This is a genomic window from Microbacterium sp. KUDC0406 (assembly GCF_021582875.1).
Classification (GTDB): domain Bacteria; phylum Actinomycetota; class Actinomycetes; order Actinomycetales; family Microbacteriaceae; genus Microbacterium.
On sequence record NZ_CP091138.1, the window covers coordinates 2154569 to 2169263 of the forward strand.

General features: G+C 70.5%; 16 protein-coding genes and 1 pseudogene. 5 read left to right on the forward strand and 12 right to left on the reverse strand.

Translation table 11 applies throughout. The features are described 5' to 3' along the window. The first annotated feature begins 82 nt into the window (after nt 1-82). A complete protein-coding gene (locus L2X99_RS10760) occupies nt 83-610 on the forward strand; it encodes a hypothetical protein (RefSeq protein WP_236126744.1) in 528 nt (175 codons plus the stop codon). 45 nt (nt 611-655) lie between these two features. Continuing rightward, nucleotides 656-1144: a SprT-like domain-containing protein gene (locus L2X99_RS10765; RefSeq protein WP_236135092.1), complete on the forward strand. Its 489-nt coding sequence runs from the start codon at nt 656-658 to the stop codon at nt 1142-1144. Nucleotides 1145-1646: 502 nt separating this feature from the next. On the opposite strand, the gene L2X99_RS10770 is transcribed toward L2X99_RS10765, so the two are convergent. From L2X99_RS10770 to L2X99_RS10800, 7 genes and pseudogenes are all read right to left on the reverse strand, one after another. Then, complete coding sequence (locus L2X99_RS10770; protein ID WP_236126743.1) at nt 1647-2024, reverse strand: DUF3054 domain-containing protein; 378 nt, start codon at nt 2022-2024, stop codon at nt 1647-1649. Nucleotides 2025-2327: 303 nt separating this feature from the next. Beyond that, entirely contained in the window at nt 2328-2990 is a 663-nt protein-coding gene (locus L2X99_RS10775; protein ID WP_236135093.1) for a 2-phosphosulfolactate phosphatase, read from the reverse strand. A 44-nt stretch (nt 2991-3034) separates the two neighbouring features. Continuing rightward, nucleotides 3035-4489, reverse strand: a complete 1455-nt coding sequence (locus L2X99_RS10780; RefSeq protein ID WP_236135094.1) for an ABC transporter permease — start codon at nt 4487-4489, stop codon at nt 3035-3037. Beyond that, nucleotides 4486-5259, reverse strand: coding sequence for an ABC transporter ATP-binding protein (locus L2X99_RS10785; RefSeq protein ID WP_236126737.1), 774 nt, complete (start codon nt 5257-5259; stop codon nt 4486-4488). The genes L2X99_RS10780 and L2X99_RS10785 overlap by 4 nt, the downstream gene beginning before the upstream one ends. Nucleotides 5260-5414: 155 nt before the next feature. Next, nucleotides 5415-6050 (reverse strand): response regulator, encoded by a 636-nt coding sequence (locus L2X99_RS10790; protein ID WP_236126736.1) that lies wholly within the window; start codon nt 6048-6050, stop codon nt 5415-5417. A gap of 25 nt (nt 6051-6075) precedes the next feature. After that, nucleotides 6076-7281 carry a sensor histidine kinase gene (locus tag L2X99_RS10795; RefSeq protein WP_236135095.1) on the reverse strand — a complete coding sequence of 402 codons (1206 nt, stop codon included), beginning with the start codon at nt 7279-7281 and terminating at the stop codon, nt 6076-6078. A gap of 73 nt (nt 7282-7354) precedes the next feature. Next, nucleotides 7355-8166: pseudogene (locus L2X99_RS10800) on the reverse strand (class I SAM-dependent methyltransferase). Between the two features lie 192 nt (nt 8167-8358). Here L2X99_RS10800 and L2X99_RS10805 point away from each other — a divergent pair. After that, complete coding sequence (locus tag L2X99_RS10805) at nt 8359-9210, forward strand: dienelactone hydrolase family protein (RefSeq protein WP_236135096.1); 852 nt, start codon at nt 8359-8361, stop codon at nt 9208-9210. A gap of 62 nt (nt 9211-9272) precedes the next feature. On the opposite strand, the gene L2X99_RS10810 is transcribed toward L2X99_RS10805, so the two are convergent. Genes L2X99_RS10810 through L2X99_RS10815 form a run of 3 tightly spaced genes read right to left on the reverse strand, consistent with a single transcriptional unit; the run spans nt 9273 to nt 11342 of the window. Then, complete coding sequence (locus L2X99_RS10810) at nt 9273-10064, reverse strand: AMP-binding enzyme (RefSeq protein WP_329607983.1); 792 nt, start codon at nt 10062-10064, stop codon at nt 9273-9275. Continuing rightward, a complete protein-coding gene (locus L2X99_RS18335) occupies nt 10064-10393 on the reverse strand; it encodes a hypothetical protein (protein WP_329607984.1) in 330 nt (109 codons plus the stop codon). The genes L2X99_RS10810 and L2X99_RS18335 overlap by 1 nt, the downstream gene beginning before the upstream one ends. Before the next feature lie 4 nt (nt 10394-10397). Then, complete coding sequence (locus tag L2X99_RS10815; RefSeq protein WP_236135097.1) at nt 10398-11342, reverse strand: 1,4-dihydroxy-2-naphthoyl-CoA synthase; 945 nt, start codon at nt 11340-11342, stop codon at nt 10398-10400. Between the two features lie 162 nt (nt 11343-11504). Here L2X99_RS10815 and L2X99_RS10820 point away from each other — a divergent pair, with 162 nt between their 5' ends. Continuing rightward, nucleotides 11505-12197, forward strand: coding sequence for a peptidylprolyl isomerase (locus L2X99_RS10820; protein WP_236126733.1), 693 nt, complete (start codon nt 11505-11507; stop codon nt 12195-12197). A gap of 71 nt (nt 12198-12268) precedes the next feature. Here L2X99_RS10820 and L2X99_RS10825 read toward each other — a convergent pair whose 3' ends face one another. Both L2X99_RS10825 and L2X99_RS10830 read right to left on the reverse strand, forming a co-directional pair. Next, nucleotides 12269-13231 carry a permease prefix domain 1-containing protein gene (locus tag L2X99_RS10825; protein WP_236135098.1) on the reverse strand — a complete coding sequence of 321 codons (963 nt, stop codon included), beginning with the start codon at nt 13229-13231 and terminating at the stop codon, nt 12269-12271. 2 nt (nt 13232-13233) lie between these two features. Beyond that, entirely contained in the window at nt 13234-13569 is a 336-nt protein-coding gene (locus L2X99_RS10830; RefSeq protein ID WP_236126731.1) for a PadR family transcriptional regulator, read from the reverse strand. 78 nt (nt 13570-13647) lie between these two features. On the opposite strand from L2X99_RS10830, the gene L2X99_RS10835 reads away from it, so the two are divergent. Continuing rightward, on the forward strand, nt 13648-14670 hold the full coding sequence (locus tag L2X99_RS10835; protein WP_236135099.1) for a GNAT family N-acetyltransferase: 1023 nt from the start codon (nt 13648-13650) through the stop codon (nt 14668-14670). Nucleotides 14671-14695: the final 25 nt, after the last annotated feature.

Below are 14695 nucleotides of genomic sequence, written 5' to 3' on the forward strand. Positions count from 1 at the left end.
CGGCGGGCAGGGCGCGCCTCAGGAGGTTCCCGGCCCGAGAGGGCAGACTGTCAGAAGCCGTCGCGGAAGGGAGAGTCGAGCAATGAGTCTGATCCAGGGTTATGACCCCGATACCCTTCGCGAACTGGTGAATCAGCGCGAGTGCGAGCTGCGTCTCGACGAGATCGAGTCGCAGCGCAGCCTGCCGGCCCTGATGGAGCGCGTCTGGCTGCTGAAGGTGACCGGCCGCCTGGATGACGCCCTGCCGCTGTCCGAGGAGGCGGTACGCCAGGCCCGCATGGCCGGCACCCGCAAGGACCTGCTGCGGGCTCGGGTGCTGCACGCGACGATCCTGCAGTACCTGGGCAAGCACACGGCGGCCGAGCAGGAGCTCGCGCACGTGGCATCCGAGGCGGAGGGCCAGGGGTGGGCGCAGGTCGCCGCCTTCGCTCACCAGCACCACGGCAAGAACGCCTACGACGCCGGCGACTACGAGCAGGCGCGCGAGAGCTTCAAGCGCTCGCTGTTCCTGCGCCGCGAAGCCGGCGCCGAGGACCGTGATCTCGAGACCGCGCTGCTCGCGATCGAGGCGTCCGAGCGCCGCAGCACGGTCGAACCCGTCGCGATCTGACCCGTCCTGCACCGGGATGTCGGCCGGCTGATCTACTGTTGCGGCATGGCTGATCTGAAGCGGGTGCGCATCTGGGCCGACGCGCTCATCCGCCTGCACCTCGACCCGTCGTGGTCGTTCGAGTTCGATCACGCCAAGCGGCGCGCCGGGGCGTGCCACTACACCACGAGCACGATCACCCTCTCGCGCTATCTGGCGGCCCGGTTCGACGACGACGAGATCCACCAGGTGCTGCTGCACGAGGTGGCTCACGCACTCGCGGGTCCCGCCGCCGCGCACGGCCGCGACTGGAAGCGCATCGCCGCAGACCTGGGCTACGTCGGCGGCACGACCCACCACGGAGAGACCGCCACCGAGCTCGCGCCGTGGGTGGGCAGATGCCCCTCGGGGCACCTGGTGTACCGGCATCGCCGGCCGGGGCGTCCGATCTCATGCGCCAAGTGCTCGCGCAGCTACGACCCGCGGTTCGCATTCGACTGGACACACCGCGAGATCACCCCGGCCGTCCGCCTCGCCGCCCAGACACCGCGCTGAGGCGCGAGCTCCCGCCGCTGGGCAGGCGGCCGGACTGGGCAGGCGGCCGGACTGGGCAGGCGGCCGGCGTCGCTCGCGTGGTTGTCGTCCCCTCGCCGACGCCATGCCTCGCGCTGCGCATCGCCTCCCCCGCGACACTTCTCTGCCCGCCGTCCGGCCGCTTCGCCGTTCGCGCGGCACTTCCTTGCTCGCGCGGCGCTTCCTTGCACGCGCGGCGCAGATACGCGCAGCACGTGCCAAGAACAGCAGCGCGAAGCACACGCGACGCCGAGATCAGTAGCGCGAGCCGTCGTTGTCGCCATCCCACCCGCCGCGCGTTTGCGCGGCACTCCCTTGCTCGCGCGGCGCAGATACGCGCAGCACGTGCCAAGAACAGCAGCGCGAAGCACACGCGACGCCGAGATCAGTAGCGCGACCGGGAAACAGCCGCGCGGATCAGGCCGGATGCCGGTGGCCGGGCTGAGGGCTACTCGAGCTGAGCGCCGCGGCCCCGGGCTGAGGGCTACTCGAGCTGAGCGCCGCGCGGGCGACGACGACGCACCAGCGCCGCGATCCCCCGCCAGCCGAGCAGGAAGACGCCGAGCGTGATCGCCGCGACGATGATGAACGGCACTGCGGCGGTGTCGCCCGAGAGCACGCGCACCAGCATCCCGCCGGCGACGGTCACGATCCAGACCACGAGACCCCAGAGCATCCCCCACGGGCGCCGCGGACGACCCGGCAGCAGCAGCGCCAGCAGGTGCCCGACAACGAGCGCGACGAGGAACGGCCACGCGGTGAGGAGGAAACCCGCCGGATCCTCGGAGTGCGAGGCGCGGCCGATCGCGGCGAAGACGAGCACGAACAGGGCATCGAGCACGAAGGCGGGGAGGAACCTCATGCCTCGACCCTACGCGCCGACCGTCATCTCCGCCGAGACCGGTCTGCCCGTCCCTCGTCGCCGCCGGCGCTCACGCATTGATGCGCTCAGTGGATCAGAGCGTGAGCGACCAGGCTCGCGTCATGTCCGGACTCACGCGCGAGCCGCTGCCGGGCGCGTCCTGAGCGCACCGGCTCGCGTCGACTGAACCGGCTATCGACGTCGACAGCTGGTGCGCTCGCGGCCAAGTGGTGCGCTCGCGGTCAAGTGGTGCGCTCGATCCCCAGTGGTCCGCTCGCAGCCCCGAAGGCGGCGCAGTCCGACTCAGACGAATGCCCGGAACACCCCGTCGCGCAGGTGCGGCACGGCGCCGCTCGCATCATGCTCGGAGGCCTCCTCGGGCGTCGCGGGACGGATGCCGGCATCCGTCATCCGCGCGGTGGATGCCACGCCGATCGCGAGCTCGCGGCCCGAGCCGCTCGCGGAGAGCAGGTGCCGCAGACCGCGACGCAGCGCGCGGAACGACTCCGCGGCGGCGACCGCCTCGGGCGAGGTGTGATCGATGCCGAGATCGATGAGCGCGCAGATCACGGCGCCGGCGCCGAGCAGGTCCTCGACCGCGAACCGCAGCGAACCGTCGGCCGCCCGCTCCCCCGCGGCGATGACGGTGACCGAGGTGCGGTCGCCTCGGCGCTCCTGCAGCGACATCACGGCGGATGCCACGGCCGAGGCGTTCCGGATGCCGCCGAGCAGCACCTCCGCGCCGGTCATCACGGCGGCCTCCGCGACATCCGCGCCGTTGCTGGACCAGATCCGCGCACCGTCCAGCGCGATCTCGGTGCCTGCCTCGACCAGCTCGGTCACCGTCGTGGAGAACCGCAGCACATCCACCGCGATCACGACATCTGCCGGTGCGAGGCGGGCGAGCCCCTCCGCGCCCCATTCGAGGCGCACCTGATACGGGGACTGATCGAACGGTGAAGGCATCCCTCCAGCGTAGAGGGATGCCTTCACCGATCCGCGAGAAGCAGTCACTCCGCGGCGAGCGCCTCCACCGGCTGCACTCGCGTGGCCAGGCGGGTCGGTGCGACCGCGGCGATCAGCGTCAGAACGGCGGTCGACGCCGCGATGATCGCGATCGGCACCCACGGAACCGCGGGCCACACGAACCCGGCGGGCTCGAAGTCGGGCAGCACCGGCACCGAGCCGAGCAGCGACTGCGCGGCGATCCAGCCGTAGATCACGCCGAGCACGAGGCCCAGCAGCGTGGCGGCGATCGTGATGTGGGCCGCCTCGAGCAGCACCATCCGGCGCACCTGCCTGCCGGTCAGCCCGATCGCGCGCAGCAGCCCCAGTTCGCGCTTGCGCTGCACGACCCCGATCGTGAGCAGGTTCACCAGGCCGACGGCGGCGATCACGGCCGCGACGGCGACCAGGAGCATCATGATGTTCGCGAATGCGTCCATCGGGGCGAAGAACCCCTCGACGAACTCCCCCTCGCTCTGCCGCATCATCAGCACCTTGGCCGACTCCAGCGCGACGGCGAACATGGTGACGAGCGTGACCCCCATCACGACGCCGATCGCCATCCTGCTGGACCGCTCCGGGTGCCGCAGCGCGTTCTCGGCCGCGAGCTTCGCGGTCGCGCTGCTGCCGAACATCCGGCCCACCATCCGCAGCACCGGCGGCATCACGAGCACGGCGCCGATCGCGAGGGCGGTGAACGAGAGCACGCCCCCGAAGAACGCGATGACGACGCCCAGCGGCGACACCAGGCCGAGCGCCACGCCCGCCGCCAGCAGCACCACTCCGATGATCATCAGCACCAGCGCGCCGATGTGGCGCCCCGACCGTGATGCGACCTCGTCGTGTCCGCGCTCGACCGCGCCACCGATCGCCTGAAGCGGGGTCACATCCAGCACCCTCCTCGACCCCGCCCAGGCGGCGACCCAGGTCGTCAGCGCGACGCCGACGGCGGGCAGCACGAGGGCGGGCTGCAGCGTCGTGAAGTCCGCCGGTGCGTTCTCCAGCAGCTCCGCCCCCGCGATCGCGCCGATGTTCGCGAGCATCATTCCGGCGCTCATGCCGAACAGCGCGCCCAGCACGCCGACGGCGAGTCCCTGCCGGGCGACCTCCTCGCGCTGCGAACGAGCGGAGGCACCGATCAGCCGCATCAGCGCGATGCGGCGGGTGCGGCCGGCGATGATCGTCGTGAACGTGTTCGCGGTCACGATCGCGGCGACGTACATCGCGACGCCGGTGAGCAGTACCGACAGGATCGTCACGACGAGCGCGAGCGTCTCGCTGTCGCCGATGAACGGGTCGGCCTGCAGCAGCATCCCGATGTAGGTGGTCACCTCGACGAGGAACACCCCGAACCCTGCGGCGAGCGCGGAGACCAGGATGCTCGCACCCATGCCCCGCTCGCGCATCCAGGCCGTGCGAGACGGACGCGCCGCGCGCAGGTCGGCGGCGAGGGCGGTCATGCCGCCACCCCGCTGCCCGACTCCGCGGCCAGCATGTGCGCCGCGATCTGCTCGGCCGACAGCTGCGGGTGATCGGCGACGATGCGGCCGTCGCCGAGGAACAGCACCCGATCGGCGTGACTGGCGGCGATCGCGTCGTGGGTGACCATCGCGATCGACTGCCCGTGCTCACGGCTCGCGGTGGCGAGCAGCTGCAGCACCTCGCGCCCGGTGGCCGAGTCGAGGTTGCCGGTCGGCTCGTCGGCGAACACGAGATCCGGCGCCGTGGCGAGCGCACGCGCGATGGCCACGCGCTGCTGCTGCCCGCCGGACAGTTCGTGCGGACGGTGCTTCAGCCGCGCGCCGAGACCGAGCGTCTCGACCAGCCCGTCGATGCGCGCCTTCTCGATCGCCGAGGGCCGCCGGCCGTCGAGTTCGAAGGGCAGCAGGATGTTGCCGAGTGCGTCGAGCGTCGGGATGAGGTTGAAGGCCTGGAAGATGAAGCCCACGCGGCGGCGGCGCAGGATCGTCATCTCGAGGTCGCCGAGCTCGCTGATCTCGGTGTCGCCGATCCACACGCGACCCTCGGTCGGTGCGTCGAGTCCCGCCATGATGTGCATCAGGGTCGACTTGCCCGAGCCCGACGGCCCCATGATCGCGGTGAACTGCCCGCGGCGGATGCCGACACTCACGTCGTCGAGGGCGCGCACGCCGGCGACGCCGGTGCCGTAGGTCTTGGTGAGGTGCTGGACGCGGGCGGCGAGGCCGAGGCCCGAGGTCGTGATCTCCATGCCTTCGACGCTATTTCCGGGGCTCGCGCCCGGTCATCGCCCTGCGGATGCATCCGCGTACATCTGCAGGATGATCCCCGAGACTGCATGCCCGCGCCGAGTCGCGGTGCTAACGCCACCGTCTCGGCGCGGGCGTGCAGTTTCGTGAGAGGGGGTCAGGCCAGACCGTGCTCGAACGCGAAGACGACGAGCTGCACTCGGTCGCGCAGCGCGAGCTTGGTGAGGATGCGGCTGATGTGCGTCTTCACGGTCGCCTCGCTGAGGAACTCGCGGGTGGCGATCTCGGAGTTCGACAGTCCGCGTGCGGCGAGCGCGAAGATCTCGCGCTCGCGCTCGGTGAGGTCGGCGTAGGACGCGGGCACCGGTTTGGTCTCCGGCGTGAAGTGCGCGAACAGATCGCGGGTCGCCGACGCGGCGATCACGCTCGACCCCGACTCCACGGTGCGGATCGCGGCGAGCAGGAACTCCGGGTCGGCGTCCTTGAGCAGGAAGCCGCTCGCGCCCTGGCGGATCGCACGGGCGGCGGCCTCGTCGAGGTCGAAGGTCGTGAGCATCACGACGCGCGGCGGCTCCGGCCGGGCGAGGATCTCGGCGGTCGCGGTCAGACCGTCCATCACCGGCATCCGGATGTCCATCAGCACCACGTCGGGGCGGGTGCGCGCGACCACGGCGAGCGCCTCCTGACCGTCGCCCGCCTCACCCACCACGGTCATGTCGGGCTGCGACGACACCAGCATCCGGATGCCGGCGCGGAACAGCGCCTGGTCGTCGACGAGCACGACGTTGATCATGGGTTCTCCTGCGTCTCGCGAAGCGTCATCCCTGGGTCCCTGAGCCCGTCGAAGGGCCGATGGGCAGCCGCGCGCTCACGACGAAGAGCTGGCCGGCACGCTCGGCCTGAAGCGTACCGCCCACGAGCTGCGCGCGCTCCCGCATACCGATCACGCCGTGCCCGCCCGAGGTCGGCGTCTTCCCTGCGTCCACGGTGTTCGAGACGCTGACGTCGACGGCATCCGCCCACCAGCTCAGCCGCACGTCGACCCCGCCGGTCCCATGCCGCAGGGCATTGGTGAGCGCCTCCTGCAGGATGCGGTAGACGGCGAGCTGGATCGCCGCAGGCGGCTCGCCCGGCGGCATGGGGTCGACCGTGACGCGCGGTTCGACGCCGGCCTGCCGCACCTGGGCGAACAGGGTCTCCAGGTCGGCGAGCGTCGGCTGCGGGCCGTCGCCCTGCCGATGACGAAGCTGGGTGAGCAGCATCCGCACGTCCGACAGCGCGCCACGCGCGGTCTGCGCGATCGTGCCCAGCGCCTCCTGCGCGATCTGCGGATCGGCTGCCGCGGCGTAGCGGGCACCGTCGGCCTGCGCGATCACGACGGCGAGCGAGTGCGCGACGACGTCGTGCATGTCGCGCGCGATGCGCACGCGCTCCGCCTCCTCCGCCGCGGTCGCCTCGGCGCGCAGCTGAGCGTCGCGGGTCTCGCGCCCGCGCACGACCTGTCGCCAGAGCAGGCCGGCGCCCCACGACAGCGCGAGCGAGAGCCCGACGACCGAGCCCATCAGCGCTGCGACGAGCAGCACGCGCATGCCCTCGGAGAGCAGGCTTCCCGACATGCCGAACTGCTGCACGCCGATGTACAGCCCCGCCACGACGCCGCCGACGACCGCCGAGATGCCGCCCGCCCAGAGCAGCGACCTCGATCCCCAGGCCGCGGCGGCGAACAGCACCACGAACACGGCGACGTTGCTCGGCATCGGCGGCAGCCCCGTCGCCATCTGCACGATGCAGGCGCCCCACGAGATCATCAGCGCCAGGAACGGCGAGAGCCGGCTGATCGCCGCTGCGCCCCACAGTACGAGGCTGATGACGATGGAGAGCGCGTTCGAGAGCCAGTCCGGCGTCAGCCAGGCGCTCAGCGAGCCCGCGCCCATGATGAACGCGAGCGGCGCGGTGACCAGGAAGCCGAATACGGAGCCGACGATGTCGAGCACCAGCCAGCGACGCGGAACGGATCTGATCACGTCACCACGCTACGCGAGGGGTTCCGTGCCCGGCATCCGTCCGGAGATGTATCCCACCCCCGGCTGGATTCGGTCACACCCGGCAGAGGATCTCGCCGTGCGGAATGAGGTACCAGCCGTCGCCGGATGCCGCCCACGCGCGCCAGGCGTCGCTGATGCGCTGCAGGTCGTCCTCGGTGGCGAAACCGCCCGCGAGCAGCTGCCGCGCGAGCGCGGACTCCAGGATGCGGTCGGCCCACATCCCGCCCCACCATTCGCGCTCCTCGGGCGTCGCGTAGAACCAGAGGGAAGCCGAGGCCGTCACGTCGCTGAACCCCGCGGTGCGGGCCCAGGACAGCAGCCGTCGCCCGGCATCCGGCTCACCGCCGTTCGCCCGCGCGGCGGCCTTGTACAGATGCAGCCACTCGTCGAGCTCGGGCAGCACCGGGAACCAGATGAAGCCGGAGTAGTCGGAATCGCGCGCCGCGACGATGCCGCCCGGCTTCGTCACCCTGCGCATCTCGCGCAGGGCCTGCACCGGATCGGCGACATGCTGCAGCACCTGGTGAGCGTGCACCACGTCGAAGGTGTCGTCGGCGAACGACAGCGCGTGCACGTCCTGCACGGCGAAGTCGATGTTGCGGATGCCGCGCTCCGCGGCGAGCCTCTGCGACAGGGCGAGTTCGTCCGCGCCGATCTCGGTGGCCGTCACGTGCGCGACGCGCTCGGCGAACTCCATCGTGATCGTCCCGGGCCCGCGCCGACGTCGAGGAGCGCGACGTCAGGCGTGAGGTGGTCGGCGAGATACGCCGCGGAGTTCGCGATCGTGCGGTTGCTGTGCGAGCGCAGGACGGATTCGTGATGCCCGTGGGTGTAGGTCGCCATCGTGACAGTCTGGCAGGCCATGGTCGCCCGCGACCCCTCCCAGGGTCGTTGAGCGAGCGACGAAGGTGTTCGTTGAGCGAGCGACGGAGAAGCGAGATCCCCTCATCCGCTCAGCCGGTATGCTTCAACGATGATGACCAGTCAGGCCCACACGGGCCGCTCCCGGGACGGCAACCTGGTCGTAGTCTGATCCGCGCTCCTCCGAGTGTCTGCGTGACCTTGAATTCCCCAACGCAGACAGAACGGAGAACGACCTTGATTTTCAATCATGAAACCGCCCATTCAGCGGATTCGACTGACAGGGCCCACAGCATTGCGACGCGGACGGTCGAGTACGAGTCCGAGGGTGAGCAGATGTACGGTCATCTCGCCGTGCCTTCAGGGGCGGATATTCGGCCCGCCGTCCTTATCGCCCATGAGGGTGCAGGCCTGAACGATTTCCAGCGGCGACGCGCCGACCTGCTTGCAGAGCAGGGCTACATCGCCTTGGCGATGGACTACCACTCGGGTCGGTGGTACTCCGATCCCGCGGCAATGATGGAACGGCTGGGTCCGCTCCTCAGCAGCCCTGAGCGATGCCGCGCGGTTGGGCAGACAGCGATCGACGTCCTTCTGAGTCACCCGCGAGCCGATTCTGGTCGTGTGGCGGCAATTGGTTATGGCGCGGGCGGGACCATTGCGCTGGAGCTCGGTCGCGGGGGAGCAGATCTTCGAGCGATCGCGGCCGTCAACCCGATCCTCGCGGCGATACGCCCTGAAGACTCTCGACAGATCAGGTGCCCGGTTCTTGCTTGCGTCGGCTCCAAGGACCCATTGTCACCACCGGAGGCACGTCAAGCCTTCATCGACGAGATGGACAATGCTCGTGTGGACTGGCAGCTACTCGTCTGCGGTGGCGCAGAGCACGCGTTCCACCTTCCCCCAATGACCTCCGAAGGCGCACTCGCGACATCAGCCGACGAGGCGGTTGCCGTGCCCGGTATCAGCCATAGTCCGGTCCATGCACAGAGGTGCTGGAAAGCCATCCTCACGCACCTTGACGAGAGCATGCGGTCTCGTCGCTGACGCTCCTCGCGGGGCGACCGCTGAGCGAGCGAAACGAGACGAAACCTCGTGACAGAGGAGCGTCAGTCCAGAATCATCCGGCGGAGCAGCTCGCGATCGGGCTTGCCCGATGCCAGCATCGGCAGTTCCGGCGACGTCTCCAGCTGAGCGGGGCGAGCGTGCCTGCCGATCTCCGCGGCGACCCGTTCGCGGGCCTCGTGGAACGCCGCGCTCTCGTCGAAGGCACCCACGGCGGCGAAGATCACGGATGCCTCGCCCCAGCGCTCATCCGGCATCGCGACGACCACCGCTGCTTCGAGCCCCGGAACCGTGCGGACGATCCGCTCCACGCGGTCGAGTGAGACGTTGATGCCTCCGCTGACGATCACATTGTCGATCCGGCCGCGGACTTCGACGACGCCGTCCGTCACGTCTCCGGCGTCCCCCGTGCGATACCAATGCACGCCGTCGGAGTCGGGGCCGAACACGCGTCGGGTGAGGTCGTCGTCGCCCAGGTACCCGCTCGCCAGTGTCGGCCCCGCGATGCGCAGTTCGCCGTCGATCGAGGCGACCCGCATCCCGTCCAGGGGAACGCCGTCGTACACGCATCCGCCGCTGGTCTCGCTGGAGCCGTACGTGCTCACGATCCGCGCGCCGAGTTCCTCGGCATGGTCGCGCCGATGGTGCTCGAGCCATTGCCCGCCGATGAGGATCGCGTCGTAGGCGGCGAGCGCGGTGCGCACGGCGGGCAGGTCTTCTGCGGCATCCAGCAGCGTGCGCAGTTGCGCGGGGACGAGCGAGGTGTAGCGGCGCTCAGCCCGCATCGCAGAGGTGGCGGCGGCGAAGGCATCCGGGGTGAACCGCCCGTCCAGCATCACCGGAGTCTCCCCGCGGCGAGCGACCGCGCGAGCACCTGCAGCCCTGCCACGTAGCCGGCCGGCAGCGCCAGCATCCACTGCCCCTCTCCGATGCGGCCCGCGGTCGCCCGACCGCTCGCCCGCAGCGCGTCGGCGCTCAGCACGACCCGCTTCGGGACGCCGGACGACCCGGACGTCGCGATCACGACCGCGGTGCCGTCGGGCACCTCGTCACCGGCATCCGGTGCGAAGCCGAGCGCCAGCGGCCGCGCGCCGTCGAGCGCCGCGGGCAGCGCCGCCTGGACGGCCCGCGCGTCGGAGCCGTCGATCGGATGCAGCGCGGTCATCGGATCAGTAGTGGTAGGGGAAGGCGGACCAGTCGGGATCGCGCTTCTCGAGGAACGAGTCGCGGCCCTCGACGGCCTCGTCGGTGCCGTACGCGAGGCGGGTGGCCTCGCCGGCGAACACCTGCTGGCCCACCATGCCGTCGTCGACCGCGTTGAACGCGAACTTCAGCATGCGGATCGCGGTGGGCGACTTCGTGAGGATCGTCCGCGCCATCGCGATCGCCTCCTTCTCGAGGTCGGCGTGCGGCACCACACGGTTGACCGCTCCCATCTCGTATGCGCGATCGGCGGAGTACTCCTCCGCCAGGAAGAACACCTCGCGGGCGAACTTCTGTCCGACCTGCCGCGCCATGTAGGCCGATCCGTACCCGGCGTCGAAGCTGCCGACGTCGGCATCGGTCTGCTTGAACCGGCCCTGCTCCCGCGAGGCGATGGTCAGGTCGCACACCACGTGCAGCGAGTGCCCGCCGCCGGCCGCCCAGCCCGGCACGACCGCGATGACGACCTTCGGCATGAAGCGGATCAGTCGCTGCACCTCGAGGATGTGCAGCCGGCCGACCGCCGGGCCTGCGGCGCCAGAGGTCGGGGTCGCTGAGCCTGTCGAATGGGTCGCTGAGCCTGTCGAAGCGTACTTGTACCCGTCGCGTCCGCGGATGCGCTGATCGCCGCCGGAGCAGAACGCCCAGCCGCCGTCCTTCGGACTCGGGCCGTTGCCGGTGAGCAGCACCACGCCGATGTGCGGGTCCTGCCGGGCGCTGTCGAGCGCGCGGTACAGCTCGTCGACGGTGTGGGGGCGGAAGGCGTTGCGCACCTCGGGCCTGTCGAACGCGATCCGCGCGATGCGCCCGTCACGCGACACGTGCGCGGTGATGTCGGTGTACCCCTCGGCGCCGGGGGCGAGAGCCCACTCGGCCGGGTCGAACAGCTCGGAGACGGATGCTTCGGTCACAGCATCCAGCCTATTCCGCGAGACCGCGGACGGATGCAGGTGACGGATGCAGGCGAATTGGACGCTCGCACGCCGTTCCGGCGGCGTGTCCGCCTGCTGGCGTTCGGACTCCCTGCACCCGTCCCGGCGGCCTCCAAAGCCTCGTCACGTACGATCGTCGTCGTGCGTCTGACTCCCTCACTCCTCCGTCGTTCCCTGCTCGCCCTCACCGCCGCCGCCGCGCTCGCGCTGGCCGGATGCGCCTCGAACCCGGCATCCGATCCGGCATCCGCGCCTGCGCCGTCGTCCACGGCCGACACGGCGTCGGGCACCTGTCAGTACCCCGCCGACGGCCAGGCCGCGAAGCAGGCGGACGCGCCGGATGCCGAGCCGACCGCCGCCGGGGAGGTCTCGGCGACCATCAAGACCAGCGCGGGCGACCTCGCCGTCACGCTCGACGCCGACAAGACCCCGTGCACGACCAACAGCTTCCTCTCGCTGGCGAAGCAGACCTACTTCGACGGCACCCAGTGCCACCGCCTCACCACGCAGGGCATCTTCGTGCTGCAGTGCGGCGACCCGAGCGGCACCGGCGCGGGCGGTCCCGGCTACTCGTTCGCCGACGAGCTGAGCGGCGACGAGACCTACGGCGCCGGCACGCTCGCGATGGCGAACGCCGGGCCCGACACCAACGGATCGCAGTTCTTCATCGTCTACGCCGACAGCGAGCTGCCGCCGAACTACACCGTGTTCGGACACCTCGATGACGCGAGCACGAAGATCGTCGCCGGCATCGGCGCCGAGGGCACCAAGGACGGCGGCCCCGATGGAGCCCCGAAGACCCCGGTGACGCTCCTCCAGGTCACCCAGGACTGACAGATCGACGAACGGCGCGGATGCCGGGGCCGCTGCTCCCGGCATCCGCGCCGTTCATCGTCCGGGTCCGCTCAGGACAGCCGGGCTGTCCGGGCCTTCAGGAAGCCGTCGATCATGTCCCAGATGCCGATGCCGGCGATGCCGATGCCGGTGAGGGCGGCGAGCACGCTGAGCGCCGCACCGTCGACCCCGTTCGCGGTGAAGACCTGCGACACGAACTGCGGGTTGTAAAGGATGCCGCGGCCCAGCGCGGTGAGACCGAGGCTCATCACGCTCACCGCGATCGCGAAGTTCACCCAGGCGAGTGCCAGGGTCCACCGCCCCCGCGCGTAGACGGCGATCGCGAGCGCGGCCTCGGCGACCATCAGCACGAACAGCAGGCCGATCCACCAGGGCCACAGATCGGGATTGATGACGGGCAGCGGCTCGGCACCGGGCACGAATCCGCGGAAGTGGTCCCACAGCAGCGCACCGGCGAAGATCCCGAGCATGACCAGGCTTCCGATGAGCTCGGACCGTGCCACGCCATCCGCCGCGGGTTGCGGCAGCTGGTCGGGGTTCCAGTCCAGGATCGTGTCGCCCGTCGAGCCCGTGCGCTCGAGGATGAAGAACACGAGCGTCGTCCAGAAGCACACGTGCACGATCACGCTGAGCAGGATGGCGATGGCCTGGCCGAAGATCTCCCCGATCGACGCCTGGATGACCACCTGCCCGATCACGACCCCGGCGGTCGCCACGGGAGGCACCGTCCACAGCAGCAGGCGCAGCAGTCGCAGCCAGGCGGCGTAGTAGCGCGGCCCGACCAGCCACATCGGCCGGTCGATGAGCGAGGCGGCATAGGCGGTCGGCTCGCCGAGCTCGGCGACGACCGCGCGCTCGGCCTCGTCCCTGTCCTCACCCTGCGCGATGCGCGGCTCGACCTGCTCGGCGATCGACGCCTCGACCTCGGTCAGGATCTCGGGGCGCGCGGCGGCGGGAACGGAGCGCGCGACGGCGCTGAGGTAGCGCTCGGCGTAGGAAGCGGTGGTGGTCATGGTCAGTCCTCCCCTTCGATGAGGGCGGCGGTCGCCGCCGCGATGACGGCGACTTCCTGGGTCAGTGTGTCGGCGAGGCGGATGCCGGATGCCGAGGTGCGGTAGAACTTGCGCGGGCGGGCGTCTTCGGTGTTCCACTCGCTGTCGAGATAGCCCTGCTTCTCGAGACGGCGCAGCAGGGGGTAGAGCGTGTTCGCGTCGGTCGGGAACCCGGCGGCGGCGAGCTGCTCGAGCAGCCCGTAGCCGTACCCGGGCTGCCGCAGCAGCTGCAGGCTGGCGAGCACGATCGTGCCGCGCCGCAGTTCCTGCAGGTGGGTGTCGAACTCGTTGTCGCTCATGTCACTGACTATATTGTGCGTCACACACTAATGTCAAGAGCCCGATATCGTGCGCCTCGCGAAGGGCAGGATGGAGGGATGCCCGAGATCCTGACCGTCGACGCGTTCGACGATGCCGCCGTCGACGCCTGGTGGGATGCCTACGCCGCAGCCCGCCGCGCCGATATGGGCGAGCACGCCCTGGTGTGGACGCGCGAGGAGAGTCGGGCCGAGCTGCAGCAGCCCTCGGCGACCACGAAGCGGACCGCGTACGTCGCGATGGATCGCGGTGCCGTCGTCGGGTCGGGCTCGCTCGCCCTCTCACTCAAGGACAACCTGCACTCCGCCGCCCTCGGCGTGAACGTCCCACCGCAGCATCGCAGGCAGGGCGTGGGCACGGCACTGCTCACGCACATCGAGGCGGAGGCGGTCGCCGCGGGGCGGACCACGATGCGTGTGGACATCCTCTGGCCGGCATCCGCGCCCGCCGACGGCGCCGGGCAGCCGAACCGCGAGTTCGCCCGACGGCACGGCTACGAGATCGCGATCGGCGATCTGCAGAACCGCCTGGAGCTGCCTGTGCCGGACGGCGTGATCGACGACCTGCGGGCCGGGACGCCGGAATCCGACGGATACGAGCTCCACTCGTGGCGCGGCGCGGTCCCCGAGCACTTCGTCGCGGAGTGGGCGGCGCTGGACGCCGTGCTCGACACGGAGGCACCCACCGGAGAGCTCGACATCGAAGCGGCATCCGGCGATGTCGACGACGTGCGCGCCCACGAGGAGCTGCTCGTCCGTCAGAACCGCACCTCGTTCGGCACGGTCGCCGTCGCACCCGACGGCGGCGTCGCCGCCTACACACAGCTCGTGGTCTCGGGCGACGACGGCAACGCCTACCAGTGGGGCACGCTGGTGCGGCGCGAGGACCGCGGGCACCGGCTCGGGATGCGGGTCAAGCTCGCGAACCTGTGGATGCTGCAGCGCGAGTCGCCGCAGACCCCGCGCATCTACACGTTCAACGCCGAGTCGAACGCGCACATGCTCGCCGTGAACACCCGGCTCGGATTCATCCCCACCGCCCGCCTCGCCGAGCTGCAGAAGCGGGTCGCCACCAGCCTCTGATCGAGCGCTGGTCGTTGAGCGAGCG

Coding starts and splice junctions, on each gene's coding strand:
- L2X99_RS10760 (WP_236126744.1), top strand. CDS start 83: ATGAGTCTGATCCAGGGTTATGACCCCGATACCCTTCGCGAACTGGTG.
- L2X99_RS10765 (WP_236135092.1), top strand. CDS start 656: ATGGCTGATCTGAAGCGGGTGCGCATCTGGGCCGACGCGCTCATCCGC.
- L2X99_RS10770 (WP_236126743.1), bottom strand. CDS start 2,024: ATGAGGTTCCTCCCCGCCTTCGTGCTCGATGCCCTGTTCGTGCTCGTC.
- L2X99_RS10775 (WP_236135093.1), bottom strand. CDS start 2,990: ATGCCTTCACCGTTCGATCAGTCCCCGTATCAGGTGCGCCTCGAATGG.
- L2X99_RS10780 (WP_236135094.1), bottom strand. CDS start 4,489: ATGACCGCCCTCGCCGCCGACCTGCGCGCGGCGCGTCCGTCTCGCACG.
- L2X99_RS10785 (WP_236126737.1), bottom strand. CDS start 5,259: ATGGAGATCACGACCTCGGGCCTCGGCCTCGCCGCCCGCGTCCAGCAC.
- L2X99_RS10790 (WP_236126736.1), bottom strand. CDS start 6,050: ATGATCAACGTCGTGCTCGTCGACGACCAGGCGCTGTTCCGCGCCGGC.
- L2X99_RS10810 (WP_329607983.1), bottom strand. CDS start 10,064: ATGCTGGACGGGCGGTTCACCCCGGATGCCTTCGCCGCCGCCACCTCT.
- L2X99_RS18335 (WP_329607984.1), bottom strand. CDS start 10,393: ATGACCGCGCTGCATCCGATCGACGGCTCCGACGCGCGGGCCGTCCAG.
- L2X99_RS10825 (WP_236135098.1), bottom strand. CDS start 13,231: ATGACCACCACCGCTTCCTACGCCGAGCGCTACCTCAGCGCCGTCGCG.
- L2X99_RS10830 (WP_236126731.1), bottom strand. CDS start 13,569: ATGAGCGACAACGAGTTCGACACCCACCTGCAGGAACTGCGGCGCGGC.
- L2X99_RS10835 (WP_236135099.1), top strand. CDS start 13,648: ATGCCCGAGATCCTGACCGTCGACGCGTTCGACGATGCCGCCGTCGAC.